21 protein-coding genes and 1 tRNA gene are annotated in these 20,781 nt (G+C 64.8%); 7 read left to right on the top strand and 15 right to left on the bottom strand.

Annotated features, from left to right (window positions below):
* Positions 1–40: 40 nt before the first annotated feature.
* Positions 41–115, top strand: a tRNA-Arg gene (locus tag AC1RVY_RS15075).
* Between the two features lie 390 nt (positions 116–505).
* On the top strand, positions 506–907 hold the full coding sequence (locus AC1RVY_RS15070; protein ID WP_492806982.1) for a hypothetical protein: 402 nt from the start codon (positions 506–508) through the stop codon (positions 905–907).
* A 224-nt stretch (positions 908–1,131) separates the two neighbouring features.
* On the opposite strand, the gene AC1RVY_RS15065 is transcribed toward AC1RVY_RS15070, so the two are convergent.
* From AC1RVY_RS15065 to AC1RVY_RS15045, 5 genes are all read right to left on the bottom strand, one after another.
* Positions 1,132–1,440 (bottom strand): ribonuclease E inhibitor RraB, encoded by a 309-nt coding sequence (locus tag AC1RVY_RS15065; protein WP_492806981.1) that lies wholly within the window; start codon positions 1,438–1,440, stop codon positions 1,132–1,134.
* A 408-nt stretch (positions 1,441–1,848) separates the two neighbouring features.
* Entirely contained in the window at positions 1,849–2,679 is an 831-nt protein-coding gene (locus AC1RVY_RS15060; RefSeq protein ID WP_492807119.1) for a serine hydrolase domain-containing protein, read from the bottom strand.
* Between the two features lie 616 nt (positions 2,680–3,295).
* Positions 3,296–5,149, bottom strand: coding sequence for a P-loop NTPase fold protein (locus AC1RVY_RS15055; RefSeq protein WP_492806980.1), 1,854 nt, complete (start codon positions 5,147–5,149; stop codon positions 3,296–3,298).
* Between the two features lie 118 nt (positions 5,150–5,267).
* On the bottom strand, positions 5,268–6,101 hold the full coding sequence (locus AC1RVY_RS15050) for a tyrosine-type recombinase/integrase (protein ID WP_492806979.1): 834 nt from the start codon (positions 6,099–6,101) through the stop codon (positions 5,268–5,270).
* Complete coding sequence (locus AC1RVY_RS15045; protein ID WP_492806978.1) at positions 6,029–6,529, bottom strand: Arm DNA-binding domain-containing protein; 501 nt, start codon at positions 6,527–6,529, stop codon at positions 6,029–6,031. Before AC1RVY_RS15045 ends, AC1RVY_RS15050 begins: the two co-directional genes overlap by 73 nt.
* 287 nt (positions 6,530–6,816) lie before the next feature.
* On the opposite strand from AC1RVY_RS15045, the gene AC1RVY_RS15040 reads away from it, so the two are divergent.
* Both AC1RVY_RS15040 and AC1RVY_RS15035 read left to right on the top strand, forming a co-directional pair.
* Entirely contained in the window at positions 6,817–7,152 is a 336-nt protein-coding gene (locus tag AC1RVY_RS15040; RefSeq protein WP_492806977.1) for a hypothetical protein, read from the top strand.
* Between the two features lie 121 nt (positions 7,153–7,273).
* Positions 7,274–7,726 (top strand): GFA family protein, encoded by a 453-nt coding sequence (locus AC1RVY_RS15035; protein WP_492244531.1) that lies wholly within the window; start codon positions 7,274–7,276, stop codon positions 7,724–7,726.
* A gap of 255 nt (positions 7,727–7,981) precedes the next feature.
* Here the strand turns inward: AC1RVY_RS15035 and AC1RVY_RS15030 are convergent, their stop codons facing one another.
* Positions 7,982–8,182 (bottom strand): hypothetical protein, encoded by a 201-nt coding sequence (locus AC1RVY_RS15030; RefSeq protein ID WP_218339646.1) that lies wholly within the window; start codon positions 8,180–8,182, stop codon positions 7,982–7,984.
* Positions 8,183–8,472: 290 nt separating this feature from the next.
* On the opposite strand from AC1RVY_RS15030, the gene AC1RVY_RS15025 reads away from it, so the two are divergent.
* Complete coding sequence (locus tag AC1RVY_RS15025) at positions 8,473–9,306, top strand: hypothetical protein (RefSeq protein ID WP_492806976.1); 834 nt, start codon at positions 8,473–8,475, stop codon at positions 9,304–9,306.
* Between the two features lie 52 nt (positions 9,307–9,358).
* Here AC1RVY_RS15025 and AC1RVY_RS15020 read toward each other — a convergent pair whose 3' ends face one another.
* Both AC1RVY_RS15020 and AC1RVY_RS15015 read right to left on the bottom strand, forming a co-directional pair.
* Positions 9,359–9,574, bottom strand: coding sequence for a hypothetical protein (locus AC1RVY_RS15020; protein WP_218295993.1), 216 nt, complete (start codon positions 9,572–9,574; stop codon positions 9,359–9,361).
* 330 nt (positions 9,575–9,904) lie between these two features.
* On the bottom strand, positions 9,905–10,795 hold the full coding sequence (locus tag AC1RVY_RS15015; RefSeq protein WP_218295994.1) for an EamA family transporter: 891 nt from the start codon (positions 10,793–10,795) through the stop codon (positions 9,905–9,907).
* An 88-nt stretch (positions 10,796–10,883) separates the two neighbouring features.
* Here AC1RVY_RS15015 and AC1RVY_RS15010 point away from each other — a divergent pair, with 88 nt between their 5' ends.
* Entirely contained in the window at positions 10,884–11,369 is a 486-nt protein-coding gene (locus AC1RVY_RS15010; RefSeq protein ID WP_218339647.1) for an Lrp/AsnC family transcriptional regulator, read from the top strand.
* 4 nt (positions 11,370–11,373) lie between these two features.
* Here the strand turns inward: AC1RVY_RS15010 and AC1RVY_RS15005 are convergent, their stop codons facing one another.
* The 3 genes from AC1RVY_RS15005 to AC1RVY_RS14995 all read right to left on the bottom strand — a co-directional run bounded on the left by AC1RVY_RS15005 (position 11,374) and on the right by AC1RVY_RS14995 (position 14,604).
* Positions 11,374–12,366 carry a 2-dehydropantoate 2-reductase gene (locus AC1RVY_RS15005; RefSeq protein ID WP_492806975.1) on the bottom strand — a complete coding sequence of 331 codons (993 nt, stop codon included), beginning with the start codon at positions 12,364–12,366 and terminating at the stop codon, positions 11,374–11,376.
* Positions 12,367–12,562: 196 nt separating this feature from the next.
* Positions 12,563–13,948, bottom strand: a complete 1,386-nt coding sequence (locus AC1RVY_RS15000; RefSeq protein ID WP_492806974.1) for an ATP-binding protein — start codon at positions 13,946–13,948, stop codon at positions 12,563–12,565.
* On the bottom strand, positions 13,945–14,604 hold the full coding sequence (locus tag AC1RVY_RS14995) for a response regulator transcription factor (RefSeq protein WP_218295998.1): 660 nt from the start codon (positions 14,602–14,604) through the stop codon (positions 13,945–13,947). Before AC1RVY_RS14995 ends, AC1RVY_RS15000 begins: the two co-directional genes overlap by 4 nt.
* Before the next feature lie 187 nt (positions 14,605–14,791).
* Here AC1RVY_RS14995 and AC1RVY_RS14990 point away from each other — a divergent pair, with 187 nt between their 5' ends.
* Positions 14,792–15,820, top strand: coding sequence for an ABC transporter substrate-binding protein (locus tag AC1RVY_RS14990; protein ID WP_218295999.1), 1,029 nt, complete (start codon positions 14,792–14,794; stop codon positions 15,818–15,820).
* A 51-nt stretch (positions 15,821–15,871) separates the two neighbouring features.
* Here AC1RVY_RS14990 and AC1RVY_RS14985 read toward each other — a convergent pair whose 3' ends face one another.
* From AC1RVY_RS14985 to AC1RVY_RS14970, 4 genes are all read right to left on the bottom strand, one after another.
* Positions 15,872–17,392, bottom strand: coding sequence for a DegQ family serine endoprotease (locus tag AC1RVY_RS14985; protein WP_492806973.1), 1,521 nt, complete (start codon positions 17,390–17,392; stop codon positions 15,872–15,874).
* Positions 17,393–17,537: 145 nt separating this feature from the next.
* Positions 17,538–18,527: a catalase family protein gene (locus AC1RVY_RS14980; protein WP_492806972.1), complete on the bottom strand. Its 990-nt coding sequence runs from the start codon at positions 18,525–18,527 to the stop codon at positions 17,538–17,540.
* Between the two features lie 76 nt (positions 18,528–18,603).
* Positions 18,604–19,716 carry an aldose epimerase family protein gene (locus tag AC1RVY_RS14975; protein WP_492806971.1) on the bottom strand — a complete coding sequence of 371 codons (1,113 nt, stop codon included), beginning with the start codon at positions 19,714–19,716 and terminating at the stop codon, positions 18,604–18,606.
* Between the two features lie 21 nt (positions 19,717–19,737).
* Positions 19,738–20,676: a DMT family transporter gene (locus tag AC1RVY_RS14970; RefSeq protein ID WP_492806970.1), complete on the bottom strand. Its 939-nt coding sequence runs from the start codon at positions 20,674–20,676 to the stop codon at positions 19,738–19,740.
* Positions 20,677–20,781: the final 105 nt, after the last annotated feature.

Below are 20,781 nucleotides of genomic sequence, written 5' to 3'. Positions count from 1 at the left end.
CCGGGAAGGCACGCGCGGCCCCACTACAATGCGCGGCTGCCTCCTCGTAGTTCAATGGATAGAACGAGTGCCTCCTAAGCGCTAGATACAGGTTCGATTCCTGTCGAGGGGACCAGTGACCAGTCCGTAAGAGTCCAAACTCTTCCGGACTTTTTTATTTCTCCTTTGAAATCAGCATCTTAGCTGTCCGCACCCGTCCAGACCCGTCCACCCCCATCCGCGCGAATTGGGGGCACATTTGGGGGCACATTTTTCAAAAGTGGGGGCACATTTCATTTATGCCCCCACCCGGGGGCCAGATGCCCCCCATGGCCAAGGACGGCCCCAGGGGTGTTTTCCGCGCGCCAGCGGGCCAAAACAGGCCCCTGAAACCCACCGAACCCACCACGCTGCGGCCAGATGTGCCCCCAGTTCGGCACGGATATGCCCCCAGCCGCGCCGAAAGACCAAGGCGGTCAAGGAGGCGCTGTTCGCGAAGAACGATGCGCTGGCCATCGCCGAGGAATTGCGCGATGCGCTGGCCGATTCGGAGCGCACGGCGCTGCCCATTCAGGCCGCCGCATCCCGCGCAGCGGAGCGCTATGCGAATACCTACGATGCCGCCTATGCGCGGCTGGAGGCCTGCAAGGCCCTGGCGGATTGCGAGGAGGCGCTCACGCGGGCCATGGCGCTGATGGTGCATGTACCCGACCCCTTGGGCGTTGACCGTTGTTCGGACGATGCGCGGGCCTACCGCATGAAGTTCATCTGGCAGCGCCTGTCGGCCGTGGCGCTGGAGCGACCGGAGGCGCAGCAGCAGCCCGAGGTGGAGCCGCTGGGCGTGCTGGAGCTGGGGGCGTTCGCGGGGCGCGCGTACCTCACGCCGGTGCAGGCGCTTCAGTTGCAGCGGGCGGAGGCGGCCGCCTGACGTGGCGATGAAGCGAGCCGGGCGCGTGCCCTGGCGCTGAAAAGCAAAAGGCCCCGGCAGTGATGTCGGGGCCTTTTTTTCATTGTCGTCATTCGGCCATAAGCAGCCGGTCGCGGCTAGTGAAAGTAGACCCCAACGGACGAAGTAAGCGGCCTTCCTTTGGCCGCACGAATTGACCGACAGGTCAAAGCGCGCGCGTGCTAGAGCGAGATTCAGCTGGCCAGTCATTCCACGATCTCCGCCCCCCAACCGTCGTAGCTAGCGCTGTGCTTTGCTGCCAGAGCCTCGAACTGTGCAGACAGCTCACACACGACTGCCAACTCAAGGATCATGGTTCGCTTGGCGATCACCCAGTGGTTGGGGTTCTCATCTTCTTCTACCTGCGGCAAATGCAGCTCAACATCAAAGTTCAAGCCAGCGAGCTCGTTAGCAATGGCTTGAGCTACTGTCTCACTCTCAACCTCGAATGCGAACTCTGGCAAATGAGCTTTCTGGAGGTCAGAGCCTGTTTCTGCGAGCTGAACCAGGACCATTGCGTCAGGGTGAGTGTTACCGCGCAACGAAGCGAGTATGCGTTCTGGTGTGGGCATCGGATGAGAGCTCTAACGTGATGTATCCCGCAAAACCTGCGGGATAAACTGGACCGTGCGGGATATTCTGGACACTGGTTTCTCCTGGACGTGGCTTGCAGCTTGGGCTTGCGGTCAGTGCGCTATTCAAAAGCACAGGGATAAAATTCTGACAAACCCGGCAAGCATCAACTCAGCAAACTATAGCTTGCCAGTAGGCTGGCACCGGACGCTTAGGCAGCGCGGTTTGGATTGCAAGGTAGCGGCTAGAGAATCAACGGATGCTATGGGGTAATTTTGTCCAACGGCGGCTCAGGGCCCAAAGCTGTCATATTCGCTTTTTGAAAGCAGACGCTAAGAGGACACGCATCGTCAATCACCAGACTTCAGGGACGCCGACAACCGCTTGACGACCTCCTCCTCTGCAAGGCCTTCGTCGGAACCTGCGTGAAAGACAGCACAAGTCGCCGTGTTAGAGCCGTTGGTTCTGCGATAGACGGCCACCACGCTGCCCGGCCCAGCACCGGTGTGCCCACACAATGTTAGCCCCGTATGCAACACGCCTTGCATCAGCCCGAGGCCGTATGCCGGCGACTTCCATGGGCGCCCAGGAAGAGGTCCGCCAAGGGCGCGTGCAGCTTGCATCTCCTGCACCAGCAAATCAGGCAGAAGGTGTCCAGCCATCAGGCGGTCTAGAAAGAGGGCAGCGTCGGAGAGAGAACCAACAAGCAAGCCGTGATAAACCCATCTCGGGTCATAAGTCGAAATGGCCCCCATGCACACGCCTTCCAAGTCAGCTGGCGTTTTTGCGCTACGAACTCTCAGCAGGCCCAAGGGCGCCAACGCTTGTTGCATAAGCGCTTCCTCAAGTGCGAGACCTGTCGCACGCTCGATAAATCTCGCTACGTACAAGTAGCCGACGTTCGAATACTGCCACCCCACTCCAGGGGCATAACGCAACCTCGTGGCATCGAGGCGTTGCAACATTTCATCCGCCTGCCAGGGCGCATCGCCGCGAGCAACGGCAGCGTGGTACTCGACAAGTTCACCGTAGTCAGCCAGCCCGGCTTCATGTCTCAGCAGCTGACGCAACGTGAACGGACCTTCAAGGACTACGTCATCGAGTCGAACAATCCCATCACGCACCAGTGACAGAGACGCTGCCGCCAGAACTGTCTTCGTAAAGCTCCACCAAGGAACCATCACATCTTGTTCTCCGTGCCGCACTAGTGAACCGTTTGATACGAGAGAGAAATATGTCAAGGGGCGCATTGGACTGAAAAATTGGGTTGACGCATTGAAGGTCCGCTCCTGGCCGGATTTTGACGCGCAGCCAGCATAAGTCCCGTAACGTAACTCGGCACTCGAATTCGCGCAAAAGTGGTCAGACAAAAGCCGTCAAATCCGGGCACTCGAAGCCGCTCGAAAATTGGCCGCAAAGCCGCACCACACCTCGCAAAGTCCACAGTCGGCGGGGTCAGCACAATCGGTCTATTTAGCGGGCAGGTGAGGCGGGGTCTCCACTGCGCGCCCCCGCTTCTGCTTGAAGGTAAGGGGCCTCTCAATACGTACGGGCTGTCTGAGGCCCCCAGATGGGCTAGCAGGGCCGCCGCGAGGGCTCTAAGTGGGTGACCATGGTAAAAATCTATACGGCGTTTCACTGTCTACGGGCGCCAAAAAATGCCCGTTTAAATGACCTTTGGTAGGTCCATGTCCCACCATGAGTCCGTGAGGGCCGGTGAAATGACTAAGCGACCAAGGTTTGACAAAGTAAACACCGTCTCGCGTGCTGGAGACTGTGAACCTCAACCTGCAATCGCTACTCCGATGAGATCGCGAACTGGTGTTTCCGCAGAATCTTTTTTACGGAGTAATCCAAAATCCTGCCGAATCGAACGCGGGTTGGTCGAGCCTTATCCCCGAGCTGATTCTCAGATTCAACGCTAATCTTTTGAAGCCAGGAAAATTCATCCTTCAGGTCCCGCAAAAGCATGTCAAATTCATACCGTCCCTCCAGCGCTACGCCTACCTTATTCTGAGCATCCAGGTCCATTTCAAGCCAAGTGTGTACAAATTGCGCGGGCTCGATGGTAGAGAGAACTGGGATACGGCAATAGAGGTTTGGGACACCCTGTTGCGTCGCAATTTTTGAAAAAATATCGGCGTTGTTTCTCATGTCAGTCAATATTTCTTGTCCCCATACGGCATATTGATTTTTTTGCGCTTCATCACATTTCTCGGATAAGTAGGCCACTAGATTTTTGAAGTCACTTGAACGTGCTTCTTGGAAGCCCAGGCCATCGTGACCGCTATCTCGATCGAGCAATATTCCTGGCTTTCTTGTATCAAGCTTGCCATTTATGAAAAGGTGGTCTATGTAAGCCTTGCCTTGCTCAAAAGCTCGTTCGCGCGTGATGTCTAGAAGACCATCAGTTGCGCACATAAAGCGAAGGCCGAACACGTGAAGCACTTCACCAATAATGACAAATTCATGCTTCAAAAATTGCTCTTCCATCTTCGTCAACGCCGCGGCAAAAACGTCGTCGGATACGTCCATCAAGTGCCACACCAATCGCCATGACGATTGCTCGGAAGCCTTCTGGAAATGATGACTTTCCGCAAGGCACGAATTGATGGAATCCTGGCGAAGCAACCCCTTGAATAGGATATCGGTGAGGATTTCAGTGGATAGGATTGCATCGGTCAGATCGACTCGGGGATAGCGGACAATAGATTGCTGCATGCTTGTGGGCACTGCTCCCTCCTTCGGCTCTTCTGCGAAGAAGCTGAACCATTGGTAGCTGTATCGTGTCGCAACGTCTTTGTCGGTAAGCTTTCCAGCTTTGACGTCAAACGAGAACGCAAAGAAAAAACTCAATAAGACCCCCATGCCTGCTTCGCTCTTGCGGTGCGTGGGGGCGATGATTTTGTACAGGCGTTCGAAATCCCAAAAGGTTTGCTGAAGAATGCGAAGATTATGTAAGCCTGATTGTGCAAAAAGAACGACTATTTGATCTGTGCTTGCACTCAAAAGGGCCCGTGTGTCAGAGTCTTCAACCTTGGACAGGAAAAATTTGAGGGCATCATCGATTGATGACTGAACCTCCAGCACTTTGCCCACAGTTTTTTCACGCCTTTCGAAGTAATCAGTTTTTTCCTTAATGGCCTCTTCATTGGCAATGATCACGACCTTGCAACTGTCGTGCTCAACAAACTCATTGATATACCCCATCACTTTTTGCATGGGAAGTGCGCAACGCTCCAGATCATCAAACACATAGAGCGCATCCTTGAACTTTGACGTAAAGTCTCCTAAGTTAAGGTCTGTGTTTACCTTTAAAAATCCCAGCGCAGCTTTGGCCACTTTCGTGCCAACAACCGTTGCTTTGTTGTCCAATATGGGATAGATGGCATTGCGGAGTGCACGATCCAAATCCTCATAGCTCGACAACCCATAGAGGCTCACGTAGATATACGTGCTTTCTTTTTCTGCATAGTAGGCATCCAGAATCTGCCGAATCAGGAAGGTTTTCCCGATACCCCACACCCCCTTTAAAAGAACTGCGTAGTGAGGCGCGTGTTTGAACTCGATGTAATAGTTGAGGTACTCCCGCACATGTTCATTCGGGTCAACTTTTACTATTGGGATCGCGGAGGCATTTTGGTCGTTCATATCGCTATGCTAAGCACGTGTTGCCGAATTTCTAGTCCCACCGTGTGTTTTTCCCGCAGCCCTCAGCGCCCCACAGTGACTGACCAAGCGAACAACATCACCAGAGGACATGCGCCCCCTAAGGGCGCGTCGACCGCATTCCCCCCAAGAAATCCGCCCACCACTGCATCAACTTCGTCCTGTCCGCCATGTACGTGGTCCGGTGATACGCCGCCCGGATCTCGTTCTGCTCTCGGTGCGCCAGCTGCCTCTCGATCACATCCGGGTTCCACCCGTGCTCGTTGGCCACGGTCGAGAACAAGGCCCGGAATCCGTGGGCCGTGGCGATGCTCTTGTAGCCCATGCGCGCGAGCGCTGAGTTGAAGGTGTTCTCGCTCAGTGGCTTGCTAGGGTAGTAGGGACTGGGGAACACCAGCTCGCGGCCGCCGCTGATGGCGTCGATCTTGTCCAGCACTTCGAGGGCTTGTTTGGACAGGGGCACCCGGTGTTCCTCGCGCATCTTCATGCGCTCATCTGGGATGGTCCACAGGGCCGCCTTGCGGTCGAACTCCACCCAGCGCGCGCCGCGCACTTCCCCGGGCCTGCAGGCCGTGAGCATGAGCATGCGCAGGCCCAGCACGATGCTCGAGGCCCCGTCATAGGCAGCGAGCTTGCGCATGAACTCGGGCAGCTCTTTTTCCGCCAGGGCGGCCCGGTGTTGGACCGTGCGGGGTTTGAGAATTTCCGAGGGCACCAGATCGAGCATGGGGTTGGTCTCGATGCGCTGGTGCGTGACGGTCCAGCGGTAGATGGCCTTCACGCGCTGCAGCACGCGGTCGGCCTGATCGGCCGCGCCGCGTGCTTCCACCTGTTTGACTGCATCCATGACGTCCCGGGCTTTCAGGCTGGCCATGGGGCGCGAACCCAGCGCGGGAAAGATATCGTTTTCGAGTGAGGCCTGTATGCGGCCCATGGTGACCGGCTCCCAACGGGCTGACTGGTGTTCGATCCAGTCGCGGGCCACGGCTTCGAGGGTGTTGCGGTTTTCGTGGACGACCCGGGCCTTTTGCTCCTTGCGGGCCTCCCCGGGTCTTGGTTGTCCTGAAGGAGCTTGCGGGCCTTGCTGGCGGACTCCCTGGCTATCTTCAGGCTGATGTCGGGGTGCACGCCAAAGGCCAGGCGCTTTTCTTTTCCGGCGAAGCGGTACTTCATGCGCCAGTAGCGCCCGCCAGCCTTGGCGATTTCGAGATACAGGCCCAAGCCCTCGGCGTGTGTGCTTCCTAGAAGTGAGTATTCATGCGACTTGGTGGGCAGAATGTGAGAGCCGTCGAAACCACGAGCCCCCTCGTGAATCAACGGCTTACGCCCAACGATCCGTTCCCGGTGACATTGTGGGAGCACCACGGTACGGCAGTGAGATCGACCCGTAACTCCCACAGCTGCAGCCCGCTTGCGCCTGCCCTCGCCGCTTGGCTGGCCCCGCGCCTACGGGCATTGAGACGGCGCTCCTTCCCCCAGCCCGCCATGGATTCATGCGGCGTTGTCTGACAAAAGCAGACCGTCAGCCCCCGTACGATTGCTCCGTCGCCCTCCTCTGCGACAACCCTCCCCTCCTTGCCTTGAGCAAGTTAAAGCCCGCTGAGTGCGGGCTTTTTTTTCTTCCGGGTTTCATGGGCAAAATCGAACCCATGGCAGCCCAGAACATTGTTGACCTCCCCCCTTATCGCCCAGGCATGCTGGATGTATTCCGCCGCATCTCGAACGCGTTCCGCACCCACTGGCGTGACCACGAAAACAAGTACCCCCAGAAGATCATCCTCACAGCCCAGCAGGCAGAGGACTTGTACATCACCCGATGCTATGGCGCCGTTGCGGACCAGAATCGGAAGGAGCCACCTCCCAAGAGTGAGTTCTGGAGCCGTCCGATTGAGATTTCCGATTCCACGGCAGGCGTGGTGGTCGCTCATGACGGGACGGAAATGCCGCTCTCGGCTTTCGACCAGATGCCGCCAGCTCGAACCTAGGCGCCGCGGGCGCCGCACCGTTCGTCATCGGGCAGAATCCGGCCAGGAGCGGACCTGGCGTTGCGCCAGTCGATCCGGATGGCTCATCTGTTCATGTGCTGATTCGTTAGTGGAGGCGATTTTGACCCCAGCTGATTTCGACGGCCGCAAAGAGCTTCACGCCAGTTGCCATTGCGGCGCCGTGAAGTTCACTTTGCTTTTGACCGATGGATTGCGCAGTGCGCGCCGGTGCAACTGCTCGTACTGCGGCATGCGGGGCGCGGTAGCAGTCTCTGTCAACCTGGATGACGTTCATGTGCATGCGGGTGAGGACAAACTGACGCTCTATCAATTCAACACCGGACAGGCCAAGCACTATTTCTGCTCCGTGTGCGGGATATACACCTTCCACTCCCGGCGTTCCGTGCCCACGCAGTATGGTGTGAACGTCGCCTGCATCGATGGGCTCAGCCCGTTCGACTTTGACGAGGTGCCTGTGCTGGAAGGTCGCAGCCATCCAAAAGATCGTCCGGGCGGCGTGCCGACTACCGCGGGCTGGATCACTTACCGCGCCAACTCCGATCACCACAGCTGAAGGCCTGCCCCTGCATCAGCCGCCTGGCAGCTGACAGCCCGCCATTCTTCGAGAGCGGGGCCGCGCCCTGCCGCGGTCTACGGTGCAAGATTGCTTTAGGCCTCACCGTACGCATGGCGTCACCCACACCCAGCGTCACAGTCGCCCGAGGAGAGGCATGTGCCCTGGTTGCCGAGATACAAGCGCCGTCAGGGCTGCGCAGGCTTGGTGGAGCCGGCCCCCTCGTTCAGGCGGAGCGCCAGGGCGGCTATCGGCTCACATCCTCGGCGGCTTGCCGACCGGGTCATCGTCCTCGTTCTCAACTTCGCCCTGGTAAGGATCTGGACCGGAGCCATCGGGCAGCTGCGGTTGTGGTGGCAGGGTCGGCGGTTCGGTGCTGGGCGGCAGATCGCCCGGGGGCAGAGGAAATTCCTCGGGGACTCGGTGGGCGGGGTGTTCGTTGGGGTCGGTGGCCATGGTGCGCTCCTTGGGCAGAAAACCCATTGGGCGCCGTACCGTGGCGTGCTGCCGTAGGAGGCGGGCCACAAACCAAGCCCGCCAGAGGATGCACTCCGATGGGAGAGCCGTAGCTGAAAGCACCACGCGCCAGGCCGGATGCCGTGCTCGACCCGGCCCATCGCGCGCATCTGAACCCGGACACTCGCAACCAAGGCACGGCCCCAGGCGTGAAAGACGTCCGGGCGGGGGCCGATCTTGGACCACCGCGCCCTGCTTCTGGCCACGAAGGCGTCCTCTAAGATAGCCGCGTGTCCACACCGCCACCATCCCCTCCTCTGCCCGCCGCTTCCTTTTCAGAGCCTTCCGCCAGCGTGCTGGCGCAAGCGCTCGGGTTGCCCGTCTTCACATCGCCCTGGCACACGCCGCACTACCCTGATGGTGCCGTGGGCCCCTGGCGGATCAGGCGTGGCGGCGTCGGGCTGGACTGCGGCTACCACAGCGGCCCGTGTGTCGCCTCGGGTTCAGCCGTGCTGATGCGCGAGAACGGCAAGGGCGGGTGGGACACCTGGATGTCGCTCTCGCCCATGGAAATCGAAAGCCAGGAGCTGCCCTTGCGCCATGTCCGCGGCCACGTCGTCGTGATGGGGCTGGGCATGGGCTGGGTTGCGGCCAACATGGCGCTGCAGCCGGCGGTGGACCGCGTGACGGTGGTCGAGCGAGACCAGGACGTGCTGCAGCTGTTTGGCCTGTGCCGTGTGCTGGAGGGGCTGCCCGATGCCGCCGCGCGCAAGGTGGCACTGGTTCAGTCCGATGCGCTGCAATGGCAACCCCAGGGCGCGCCCGTCGATTTTCTGTATGCCGACATCTGGCTCGGGCTGGCCGAACCCCAGGCCCTGGCGAATGTGCAGCGCATGCAATCGAACGTGCACGCGCAGCAGGTGTACTTCTGGGGCCAGGAACTGGTGCTGGCAAAGATGGCCCGCCGCCAGGCAGAACCTGGAACCCCGCAGTGGGCCCCGGCAGTCGGGCACTCGGTGCGAGAGACGGGCTTGCCCTTGCTGGCGCACGCCGAGCCCGGCTATGCCGAACTGGTGGCGCGTGTGCTGCAGTGGCGCGAAGGCCGGGGTTCGGCCACCGGGTGACCGGCGGGCAGGCAGGCCCACCGCAGGCCACCCATCTCCTGGGGCGTGGTCGTCATTTGAGCCACTTGCGCCGGGCACGCGGCTGGACGGTGATGTCCACGGTCTGGTGCACGGCGGGTTTGCCGCTGGCGGTATCGGTTTCCACGACGTCTTCCAGGTCGATGTCCTTGACATCGGAATCGGTGGTTTCTTCGAGGTCTTCCAGGATGGCGCTGACCTTGCGTTCAGCCTCGTCGACTTCGGATTGGGGCAGCGGGGGAATGCGCATGGGCGACTCCTGTAGGGACTGTGGTGGGTATATCGATCGGTGCAGCGTCCAGCGGACGGCCACCGCTCCTGCCCCCGGCGCGGGGCCGCGCCCGGGCGGGCATCGGGGATGCCAGCGTGCCATCCCTCCATGGCTTCCACGGTAGAAAAGGCGGCGGCGCGATGACGTAGGCCACCGCGAGGTTCGGGTGTGGGAATCGCGGTAACACAACCCAGGCATCGCCCCGCGCCGGGCCGCCGTCGGGTGGGCAAGGGATCGGAGAGAGGGCCGCGCCCGCCAGATTGGAGCCTGTCCGCGACGGAACCGTCGCGGCGGGCAACGCCCGCCGTGTCAGGCCGGATGCGGCGCGGCGTGCCCCGGTGCGGCGGACCGCCCCGCCGTGAACGCGCTTCCCATCGACGCCGCCACGATGCAGCCGATGGCCAGCCATTGCAGCAGGCTCAGGTGCTCGTCCAGCAGGCCCACGGCCAGCACGGCGGCCACGGCGGGCTCCATGCTGATCATGATGCCGAAAGCCTCCTTGGGCAGGCGCTTGAGCGCCATCATCTCCAGCGAGATCGGAATGGCGCTGGAGACCGCCGCCACCGCCACCCCGATGAGCAGCAAGGCCGGCGACAGCAGCGCAGCGCCCGCATGCGCCACGCCCACCGGCACCACCACCAGCGCCGCCACCAGGAGGCCCAGCGATACCGAATGCCCCGCGTGCAGGTGCCCGGCGCGCTTGCCGAACACGATGTACAGCGCCCAGAACACGGCCGCGCCCAGGGCATACAGCACCCCCACCGGGTCCAGGGTGCTGCCGTTGAGCCCCAGCGGCAGCAGCATGCCCAGCCCGGCCATCGCCAGGGCCACCCACACGAAATCCACCGCGCGGCGCGACGACCAGATGGCCACCGCCAGGGGCCCCGAGAATTCGATGGCCACGGCCAGGCCAAACGGCAGCGTGCGCAGCGACATGTAGAACATCAGGTTCATCCCCCCGAGCGCCGCGCCATAGCAGGCAAGGGCTGCGGCATCCGCGCGCGACAGCCGCCAGCGCCACGGCCGCCACAGCAGCAGCACCAGCACGGCGGAAAAACCCACGCGCAAGGCGGTCGTGCCCTGCGCGCCCACGGCGGGAAACAGCAGCTGCTTGGCCCAGGATGTGCCAATGCCCAGGGCGGTGACGGAGCCCAGAACAGCCAGGAAGGGAAAGAATCGTTGAAAGCGCGACGCGGTCATAGGTAAAAATATAGTTCGACCTGTGCGTGCTTTTTTCTCTTATTTCGGGCCGTGCACGCAACTTTCGCTCGCTGCTTGAGAGGATTCCATGCCCACCCCGCCCCCGCTCGACCGCTTCGACCTCGCGATCCTGGACATCCTGCAGACCGACAACACCACGCCCCAGCGGGTGATTGCGCAGGCGGTGAACCTGTCGGCGCCCGCCGTGCAGCGGCGCATCCGGCGGCTGCACGACAGCGGCGTCATCCGCGCCAACGTGGCCGTGCTCGACCCGGTGAAAGTGGGCATGCCGCTGACCATCGTGCTGGAGGTGCACCTGGAGAACGAGCGCCCCGACCGCACCGCCCCGCTGCGCGCGCGCATCGCGGCCGAGGGCGCGGTGCAGCAGTGCTACAGCGTGACGGGGGAGGCCGACTACCTGCTGGTGGTCACCGTGGCGTCGATGGCGGACTACGAGGCCCTGACGCAGCGGCTGTTCGAGGGGGATGACAATGTGCGGCGCTTTCGCACCTCGGTGGCGCTGGGCAGCCTCAAGTCGGGGCTGCGGGTGCCGCTGGACAAGGCGCTGGCCTGACTGGTCACAGCCCCAGCGCCCGCCGCATCTGCTTGCCGCTCAGCCGCTGGCGCGGGCCGCCGAGCAGTTCGCACATGCGCGCGTTGAGCGGTGCCCGTGCCCCATGCTGCGCCGCCAGCCGCACCACCGCGCCGCTGAGCGCATCGATCTCGGTCACGCGCCCGGCTTCCAGGTCGTCCCACATCGACGAGCGCGCCTTGGCGTCGATCTGCAGCATGCGTTTGGCCAGCCGGGCGAACAGCCAGTTGGGCAGGCGCAGCACATGGGGCAGCAGCGTGGGCGACACGGCGGTGACCTGGGCGGGGGTGATGCCCGCGCGCGCCATCACGCGCAGCGCCTCGGTCTGCAGGGCGGCGAAGACGCGGCGGCAGTCGCGGTCGAGCAGTTCCTGCCGCAAGGGCAGGTCCGACAGCGCATTGACCGGGTTGTTCAGGTTGAGCAGCAGCTTGCCCCACTGCACCGCGCGGATGTCGGCGGGCAGCACGGTGGCCAGGCCCGCCGCATCGAACACCGGCGCGATGCGCTCGGTGGCGGCGTCGCGCTGCAGCTGCAGATGCCCCGCGGTGGCGCGGTGCACCTGGGCGCCACGCAGCACCACGTTGTACGGCACCATGCCCGCCAGCACGTTCAGGCCGGGGGCCAGCGCCGCCACGCGGGCCACGTTGTCCACGCCGTTCTGCAGCGAGATGACGGGGGTGCCGGGCGCGCAGGCCGCCGCCAGTTCGCGCGCGGCGGACTCGGTGGCGCCGCTCTTGACGCACAGCAGGATGATGCTGTCGGCGCCGGGGGCGGCGTCGGCCAGCGTGGGGGCCAGCCGCAGCGCAGACACGGGCACGGTGCGGTCGAACCCGTCCAGGTCCGTCACCTTCAAGCCCTGCTGGGCGATGGGCTCCAGCGCATGCGGGCGCCCCACCAGGCAGACCGGCTGGCCGTGCGCTGCCAGGCGCCCCCCCACATAACAGCCAATGGCGCCTGCGCCGAGAACGATGAAGTGCATGCGGGTGCTTCCTTGGGCAATGGGAGACAGGGCGCCACAGTGGGTGCGGCGCCTGCGCATTGTGCGGCGGCGCGCCCACGGGGCCTGGCGCAGAGGCGACGGTGTCTGCGGACACCTCCAGCCTTCAGATTTTGAGTGTTTTTGGCCCTCAGCGCTTATCCATCAAGCGCCAAAAGCTATTAAATTTGAAGCACCATCAACCCATGGCGCCTGCGTCCAGGGGGTTTGCCGCCAGCAGACCTGCACCAAACCGCACGGTCACCAGCAAGCCGCCCAGGCGCGGCGAGGCCCCCAGTTGCACGGTGGCGCCATGGCCTTGCGCGATGGCCTGCACGATGGCCAGGCCCAGGCCGCTGCCGGGAGCGCCATCGGCGGTTTCGCGCACAAAACGCTGCATCACGCGCTCGCGGTGTTCGGGGGCGATGCCCGGGCCGCTGTCTTCCACCGTGAGCATGGCATGGCCGTTGTCGGCGCGCACCTGCAGGTCCACCCGGCCGCCGGGCGGGGTGTATTTGATGGCGTTGTCGAGCAGGTTGCGCGCCAGCATGCGCAGGGCCTCGGCGTTGCCGGGCACGGTGGCGGCGTCGGAATCGAGCAGGCCCACATCCATGCCGCGCACCTGGGCGGCGGGGGCCACGTCGGCCAGGGCCAGCTGGGCCACGGCGCGCAGGTCCACGGGGTCGGTGGCGGCCGTTCCGGCCTCTTGCCGGGCGAGGGTGAGCAGTTGCTCCACCAGGCGCGTGGCACGGTCGATGCCGGCGGACAGGCGTTCGATGGCGGCGGCGCGCGCCACATCGTCGCCCGCGCGCTGCAGGCCCTGCAGCTGCAGGCGCAGCGCGGCCAGGGGCGAGCGCAGCTCGTGCGCCGCATCGGCCACAAAGTGCTGCTGGGCGGTGAAGGCGCGCTGCACGCGTTCGAACAGCAGGTTGAGTTCACTCACCAGCGGCTGCACTTCGTCGGGCAGCTGCGCGTCGCTCACCGGCGAGAGATCGTCGGCCTGCCGCTGGGCCAGCTGCCGGCGCACGCGCTCCACTGGGGCCAGCGAGCGGCTCACGCCCCACCACACGGCCAGCACCAGCAGCGGCGCCATGATGGCCAGCGGCGCCAGCGTGCGCAGCGCCAGGCTGCGGGCCATGTCGCGCCGCGCGGCCATGTTCTGCGCCACCTGGATGACCTGCGAGCGCGTCTGCATCGAAAACACCCGGTAGGTGCCGCCGCGCGCCTGCACGTCGGTGAAGCCCAGCACGGCGATCTGCGGCAGGGCCGCGCCCACGGCCGATTCAAAGATGCGCAGGCCCTCGTTGGTCCACACCTGCACGATGAATTCGTGGTTCTCGTCCTCGGGGTCCAGGCCCGGCCCCAGGCCCTGCGCATCCACCGGCAGGCCCGAACGCAGGGCCAGCGCGGTCTGCTGCATGTGGTAATCGAACAGCGCATCGGCCTCGGCGAGCGCGCCCCGGTAGGCCAGCGCGCCCTGCACCGCCCCGGCCAGCACGATGGCCGCGAGCAGAAACACCAGCAGCCGCATGCGCAGGGATCGGGGAAGCAGCCCCTGGAGGGCCTGGGTGAGCTTGCGGGTCATGCCTTGGGTACGAGATAGCCGACGCCGCGCACGTTGAGCAGCACCTCCGCGCCGAGCTTCTTGCGCAGGCCGTGGATGTAGACCTCCACCGCGTTGCTGCTCACCTCGTCGCCCCAGCCGTAGAGCTTGTCTTCGAGCTGCTGGCGCGACAGCACCATGCCGGGCCGGGCGATGAGCGGCTCCAGCACCGCCCATTCGCGCGCCGAGAGCACGACGGGAACACCCTGCACCGTGGCCTCGCGCGTGGCGGGGTTGATGCACACGCCCTTGTGCTCGTACACCGGCTCGGCCCGCCCGGCGGCGCGGCGCAGCAGCGCGCGGATGCGGGCGAGCAGCTCGTCCAGGTCATAGGGCTTGAGCACGTAGTCGTCGGCCCCGGCGTCGAGCCCTTCGATGCGCTGCGCCACGGCGTCGCGCGCGGTGGCCACCAGCACGGGGGTGCGGTTCTTGCGGGCCCGCAGGTCGCGCAGCACGGCCAGGCCATCGCGCTTGGGCAGGCCCAGGTCCAGCAGCACAAGGTCGTAGGGCTGGGTGCGCAAAGCGGTGTCGGCCGCATCGCCGTCGCGCGCCCAGTCCACGGCGTAGTGCTCGGCGCGCAGCAGGTCCTGCACGGCTTCGCCGATCATGGGGTCGTCTTCAACAAGCAGGAGGCGCATGGCAATGGGTTCAATGGATCGAGGGGAATCGCCCCTCAAAGGATAGCGGTGGCGCCACGGCCCACCGCAATGCGGAGCATCCCGTTCGCCGTTTTTCTGTCACATCACTGTCACAATCATCGTGCGTCGGGCCCACTGCCCGACCCTCAGTTCGATCCATACCAACAGAGAACAAGGAGCAAGATCGATGGCATTCCACAAGATTCGGTTCATTTCCGCCGCGGCCGTGCTGGCCGCGCTGTCGGCAGGCGCCCAGGCACAGGGCGCGGTCAACGCGCTGTGCAGCACCGACGCCCCCTGGTGCGAAGCCGCCGCCAAGGAGTTCACCAGGAAGACCGGCATCAAGGTCAACCAGGCCCACAAAGGCACGGGCGAGATCGCGGCCCAATTGCGCGCCGAGGCCAACAACCCCAAGACCGACATCTGGTGGGGCGGCACGGGCGACCCTTTCCTGCAAGCGGCCGAGCAGGGCCTTCTGGCCGAATACCGCCCGGCCTACCTGCATGACCTGCACGGCTGGAGCGTGCGCCAGTACGCGATGTCGGGCCACCAGGTGGGGGGCTTCTACAGCTCGGCCATCGGCTTTGGCTACAACACCGAGACGCTCAAGAAGAAAAAGCTGCCCGAGCCGCAGTGCTGGGCCGATGTGATCAAGCCCCAGTACAAGGGCGAAGTGGAAATCTCGCACCCTGCCTCCAGCGGCACGGCCTACACGGTGATCGCGGGGCTGGTGCAGCTCATGGGCGAGGAGAAGGCCTTCGACTACCTCAAGGCGCTGCACAAGAACACCACCACCTACACCCGCAGCGGCCAGGCGCAGGCACCCAACGTGGCCAAGGGCGAGGTGGGCGTGGGCATCACCTTCATGTTCAACTTCGAGAAGTGGAAGGCCGACAAGTACCCGGTCAAGACCCAGGCGCCTTGCGAAGGCACCAGCTACGAGGTGGGCGGCATCGCGCTGGTGAAAGGCGCGCGCAACATGGAGAACGCCAAGAAATACTACGACTGGCTGATGAGCCCCGAAGGCCAGGCCGTGGGCGCCCAGGTCGGCAGCTACCAGGTGCCCGCCAACAAGAGCTTCAAGATGGACCCGCGCATCCCGACGCTGGACAACGTCAAGCTCATCAAATACGACTTCGAGAAATACGGCAAGGCCGCAGAGCGCAGGCGCCTGATCGACCGCTGGACCAAGGAAGTGGAGGCGCTGCCGCGCTGATGCGCGCAGCCCGCCGCAGGATCTTTTCCGACGGCGGGCCTCCCCCACGGCTTACCCCAGGCGCACCGGCACGAAGATCTTGTCGCCGTTGCGCTCGATGAGCAGCGCCACCGACTTGCCCGCCTTGGCCATGGCCGTGCGCACCTGCTCGATGTTCCGGGCCGGCGCGCCGTTGATGGCCAGCAGCACGTCGCCGGGCTGCACACCGGCCGCCGCGGCGGGGCCCCGCGCCTGCTCGATCACCAGGCCCTCGCCCACGCCCGCCTCGCGGCGCTCCTGCGGGTCCAGCGGGCGCAGCGACAGCCCCAGCTGGCCCTTGCCCACGGCATCGTCGTTGCGCGCCTGCTTGCTGGCCTTGTCGCTGGAATCACCCAGCGTGGCGGTCAGCTCCAGCGGCTTGCCCTGGCGCCACACCGAGAGCCTGGCCTGCTGGCCCGGCTGCGCCTGCCCCACCCAGGCGGGCAGGTCGCCCGAGGCCACGATGGGCTGGCCGTCCACCTGGCGGATCACGTCGCCGGCCTGCAGGCCCGCCTTGTCGGCCGGGCTGCCCTTGCTGACGCTGGCGACCAGGGCGCCCTCGGGCTTGTCGAGCGCGAACGATTCGGCAAACGCCTGGTTCACCTCCTGCACGGCCACGCCCAATTGCGCGTGGCGCACCTTGCCGGTGGCGACGATCTGGTCCTTGATCTTGGCGGCCAGCTCGATGGGGATGGAGAACGACACGCCCTGGTAGCCGCCCGAGCGGCTGTAGATCTGCGAGTTGATGCCCACCACCTCGCCGCGCGCATTGAACAGCGGCCCGCCCGAGTTGCCGGGGTTCACGGCCACATCGGTCTGGATGAAGGGCACCAGGCTGTCGTCGGGCAGCGAGCGGCCCTTGGCGCTGACCACGCCCGCCGTCACGCTGTTCTCGAAGCCGAAGGGCGAGCCGATGGCCAGCACCCATTCGCCCACCTGCAGGTCGCGCGTGCTGCCCAGGCGCACGGTGGGCAGGTTCTTGGCGTCGATCCTGAGCACGGCCACGTCGGTCTTGGGATCGGAGCCCAGCACCTTGGCCCGGAACTCGCGCCGGTCGGTGAGCTTGACGATGACCTCGCTCGCGCCCTTGACCACATGGGCGTTGGTCAGCACCAGGCCGTCGGGGCTCACGATGAAGCCCGAGCCCTGGCCGTGCGTGGGCACGTTGGGCTGGCCCTGCGCACCCCCGCCGGGAAAACCGAACTGGCGGAAGAACTCGTAGAACGGATCGTTCGGGTCGATCTGCGGGCCCCGGCGCTGGCGCGCGGCGGGTTGCCCTTCATCGTCGTCTTCGTCGCTGGCCATCGCCGTCTTGGTGCTGCCCGTGACACTGATGTTGACGACGGCCGGGCCGTTCTGCGCGGTGATCTGGGCAAAGCTGGGCAGCGCGCCGCCGGGGGCTGCCGGGGTCTGCGCAACGATGGGCGCGGTGGGGGTCAAAGCGCGTGCCTGGTGCCCGGTGATGAGGCCCGCGCCCGTGGCGCCCACCGCCCCTGCGGCCACCAGGGCCAGGATGAGGTGGCGGGGGTTGGAGGTCAGCGTGGTCGTGTTCATGGTGTGGTGCCTTTCCAATCGGAGTTGCGATGGAGGGCAGTGTGGACACCAACACTTAGACGAAACTTAGAGGCACTCCGGGGCGCTCCGGTGGCACGGAGCGGACGCCGTGGACGGCGGGGCTCCCTGCAAAAAAAGCCGCAGACTATGAGGCCCCGCGCCCCTTCTGGCTCTCGAAGTACACCACCTTGCGGGCGCGCATCACGTCGCCCAGCGGCCGGTGCGCCGCCAGTGCCTGCCAGGGGTCGAACACGGCGGCCTCCACCTCGGCAGCCAGCGCGGGGTCGGCCGCAGGATCCTGCCGGGGCAGGGTCAGCCGGGCCACGGTGGTGTAGGGTGTGGGCCAGTCCACGCTGGCATCTTCGATGGGGGTGGTGGCCTCGTCCACGAAGGGCTGCAGTTGCAGGTCCCACACCAGGTCCTGCTGGCGCAGGCGGGCCGAAAACTCGGCGTTCCAATCGTCCTGCACCTGGGTGACCGGCGCGCCATTGGCGACATGGGGCACCAGACGCACGCGCACCGCATAGGGCCCACACGCGATGGGCGCGGCACTGTGCACGGCATGGGCGGCAAAGCCGCCGAAGGGCCGGCCGAAAGTCTTGGCCGTCTTGGCGATCTGCCTGGCGGCCCCCAGCAGCCCGTGGCGCTGCACCAGGAACTTGATCAGCGCGCCGCCGCCATGCGAGGCAGCCACCACAAAGTCCACGAACTCGCCGCTTTGGGGAAAGGCGAACTTCTCCTGGTTGATGAGCGTGAAGTCCTGGCTTTTGGCGGGCCCGTTGCCCAGGGCGGAATCGCCCTTCACCCCCAGCACGCTGAACGAAAAGCCCCGGATGTCGGGCTTGCGGTCGGAGGCCTTGTCCATGCCGCCATTGCTCAGCCGCACCCGCACGTCGTACTGTGCGGGCTGGGCAAACAGCCCGTGGGACGCAAACGCAGGCAGATCGCCCAGCACCTGCAGCTGGCCCCGCGCGGCGGTGAGCTGCTTGCGGTGCAGGCCACGGCCGTTGCCGTACTTGTGCGACTTGCGCGCCTGTAGTTCGGCGAACTGGCGGGCATACCCGGCAAAGCGCCGGGCTTCGTCGGGCGCCACCACTTCCTTCCAGTCAGTGCTGGGTGCAACGGTTGTATCCATGAGCGACCTCGGTTGAAAGCCAGGTGGCATGGTAGCGCGACCTGCCGAAAATCGGGGCCCTCGCCGGCCACCGCGCTCAGAGGCCGCGAAACCGGTACACGATCGCGCCCCGCACCACCTCCCCGGGCGCCAACCAGCGCATGGGAAAGGCCGCGTGGTTGGGCGCATCAGGGTACTCCATGGGTTCCAGGCAGATACCGTCACCCGGCTGCCAGAGCCAGTTGCCCTGCTGCGCGCCACGGCCCCGGTCCCGCGCCGGGTCCGCCTTCAGGCCATGGCCCGCATAGACCTGCACGCCGGGCGCTGTGCTCCAGACCTCCAGCGCACGGCGGCTGACGGGCTCGCTCAGCAGCGCGGCCAGCCGAAGGCCCGACGGGGTGATGGATGACACGGGCGGCGCACGGGATGCATCCGGCTCGTCCAGCACCAGGTAGTGGTCCAGCCCGCCGGCCTGGGCCAGTTGTTCGCTGGGCGCCGCCACAGCGTCGCCCACATGGCGGGCCTTGCGAAAGTCGAATGGCGTGCCCTGCACGCCAGCCCGCGCGCCCGTGGGGCACACGTCGGCGGCCAGCGGCACATAGCGGCTGGCGGGCACCTGCAGGGTGTGGCCGTGGGTACTGCCACGGCCCGCCAGGTTGAAGAACGCATGCCCGGTGAGGTTCAGCACGGTGGGTGCGTACAGCGCCTCGGCCGTCCAGGCCATGTGCAGCGCGTTGTCGGCCGTGACCTGCAAGCGAAGCTGCAGGCGCACCGTGCCCGGCACACCGTCGTCTTCGGTGCGAAAGGTGTGGCCCAGGGTGAGCGCATCGGCCCGCACCTCCTCCACCGCAAACACCTGGAAGCGGCTGCCCCGGGGACCGCCATGGTGGTGGTGGGGACCGCTGTTGGTGGGCAATTGCAAAAGCGAACCATCCGGCAGGGTCAGCTTGCCTGCGCGCAAACGCCCGGCCCAGCGCCCGATCAATGCGCCCATGGAGAGCTGGCCGTCCAGGTAGCCCTGCAGGCTGTCGTAGCCCAGCGCCACATCGGCCAGGCCATCCTGCCCGTCGGGCACCGCCACCTGCACCAGGCGGGCGCCGTAGTTGCTCACGGCCACCTGCAGCCCGCCCCCGCCACGCAGGGTGAACAGGTCGGTGCGCTGGCCGTGGAGCTCTTGTTGAAACGCTTCGCGGGAAAGGGAGTAAGCCATGGCCGCAAGTTTAGGGGGCCTCTATTTGGCGGCGGGTGGCGCGGCTGGCGCATCGCGCGTCACCAGCCAGATGCCCGCGCACACCAGCACCAGGGCCAGCAGGTTCTTCCACTCCCACAGCGCCTCGCCCAAAAACAGTGCCGACAGCGCCGCGCCAAAGATCGGCACGGTGAAGTTGAACACCGTGACCTGGCTCACGCGGTTGTGTTTGAGCAGGATGCTCCACAGCGAGAACGCGGCCGACGACAACAGCGCCAGGTACACCAGCAGCGCGGCCGAGCCCCAGGTGCAGCCCGAGAGCGAGCCCCCCAGGCCCCAGCCGAGGGCCAGCAGCGCGGCGCCACCCAGTCCCAGTTGCCAGCCTGTCATCACCACAGAGTCCATGCGCTGCGACACCTGCTTGCCGTAGATGCTGGCCGCGGCCAGCACGAAGGCGGCGATCACCACGAAGCCTTCGCCCAGCAGCGTGAAGTCCATGTCCAGCGTGCCGCGCCCCAGGTTGACCACCATCACGCCCACAAAGCCCACTAGGCAGCCCCAGAGCTTGGCGTGGCTCAGTCGGTCGTTGTGATAGACCCAGTGCGCCAGCAGCACGCTGAAGAACGTGCCCGTGGCATTCATGATCGAACCCTTGACCCCGGTGGTGTGCGCCAGCCCCACGTAGAAGAACACGTACTGCAGCGTGGTCTGCGCCAGGCCCAGCACCACCAGCTGTCGCCCTGCTGCCAAGCCCAGGCTCCAGACGACCTTGCGCATGGCCACGGCCCAGGCCAGCAGGATCAGCCCCGCCCCCAGGAAGCGCCAGCCGGCGAATACCAGCTGCGAGGGAATGTCGCTCCTGGCAATGCCAAACCAGGCGTAGCCGGTCTTGATGGCAGGGTACGAGCTGCCCCAGAGCAGGCAGCACAGCAGCGCCAGCGCCACGACGACCTTGCGGTCGGAAAATCGGGTGTGACCCATGTGAAATCGTGTCTCTCTAGTGAAACAGCCCGCGCTAAGACGGGCTGTTGAGGGGTGTTCAAGCGCTCAGGGACGCAGGCTGCAAGAACGACATTTCAATGATTT

It is taken from the genome of Acidovorax sp. GW821-FHT11A03 (assembly GCF_058809075.1).
The sequence above is the reverse complement of the archived record's forward strand: the minus strand, read 5'-3'. Positions and strand labels throughout refer to the sequence as shown.

Coding starts and splice junctions, on each gene's coding strand:
- AC1RVY_RS15065 (WP_492806981.1), bottom strand. CDS start 1,440: ATGGTCCTGGTTCAGCTCGCAGAAACAGGCTCTGACCTCCAGAAAGCT.
- AC1RVY_RS15060 (WP_492807119.1), bottom strand. CDS start 2,679: ATGGTTCCTTGGTGGAGCTTTACGAAGACAGTTCTGGCGGCAGCGTCT.
- AC1RVY_RS15055 (WP_492806980.1), bottom strand. CDS start 5,149: ATGAACGACCAAAATGCCTCCGCGATCCCAATAGTAAAAGTTGACCCG.
- AC1RVY_RS15050 (WP_492806979.1), bottom strand. CDS start 6,101: ATGGGCCGCATACAGGCCTCACTCGAAAACGATATCTTTCCCGCGCTG.
- AC1RVY_RS15040 (WP_492806977.1), top strand. CDS start 6,817: ATGGCAGCCCAGAACATTGTTGACCTCCCCCCTTATCGCCCAGGCATG.
- AC1RVY_RS15030 (WP_218339646.1), bottom strand. CDS start 8,182: ATGGCCACCGACCCCAACGAACACCCCGCCCACCGAGTCCCCGAGGAA.
- AC1RVY_RS15020 (WP_218295993.1), bottom strand. CDS start 9,574: ATGCGCATTCCCCCGCTGCCCCAATCCGAAGTCGACGAGGCTGAACGC.
- AC1RVY_RS15015 (WP_218295994.1), bottom strand. CDS start 10,795: ATGACCGCGTCGCGCTTTCAACGATTCTTTCCCTTCCTGGCTGTTCTG.
- AC1RVY_RS15010 (WP_218339647.1), top strand. CDS start 10,884: ATGCCCACCCCGCCCCCGCTCGACCGCTTCGACCTCGCGATCCTGGAC.
- AC1RVY_RS15005 (WP_492806975.1), bottom strand. CDS start 12,366: ATGCACTTCATCGTTCTCGGCGCAGGCGCCATTGGCTGTTATGTGGGG.
- AC1RVY_RS15000 (WP_492806974.1), bottom strand. CDS start 13,948: ATGACCCGCAAGCTCACCCAGGCCCTCCAGGGGCTGCTTCCCCGATCC.
- AC1RVY_RS14995 (WP_218295998.1), bottom strand. CDS start 14,604: ATGCGCCTCCTGCTTGTTGAAGACGACCCCATGATCGGCGAAGCCGTG.
- AC1RVY_RS14990 (WP_218295999.1), top strand. CDS start 14,792: ATGGCATTCCACAAGATTCGGTTCATTTCCGCCGCGGCCGTGCTGGCC.
- AC1RVY_RS14985 (WP_492806973.1), bottom strand. CDS start 17,392: ATGAACACGACCACGCTGACCTCCAACCCCCGCCACCTCATCCTGGCC.
- AC1RVY_RS14980 (WP_492806972.1), bottom strand. CDS start 18,527: ATGGATACAACCGTTGCACCCAGCACTGACTGGAAGGAAGTGGTGGCG.
- AC1RVY_RS14975 (WP_492806971.1), bottom strand. CDS start 19,716: ATGGCTTACTCCCTTTCCCGCGAAGCGTTTCAACAAGAGCTCCACGGC.
- AC1RVY_RS14970 (WP_492806970.1), bottom strand. CDS start 20,676: ATGGGTCACACCCGATTTTCCGACCGCAAGGTCGTCGTGGCGCTGGCG.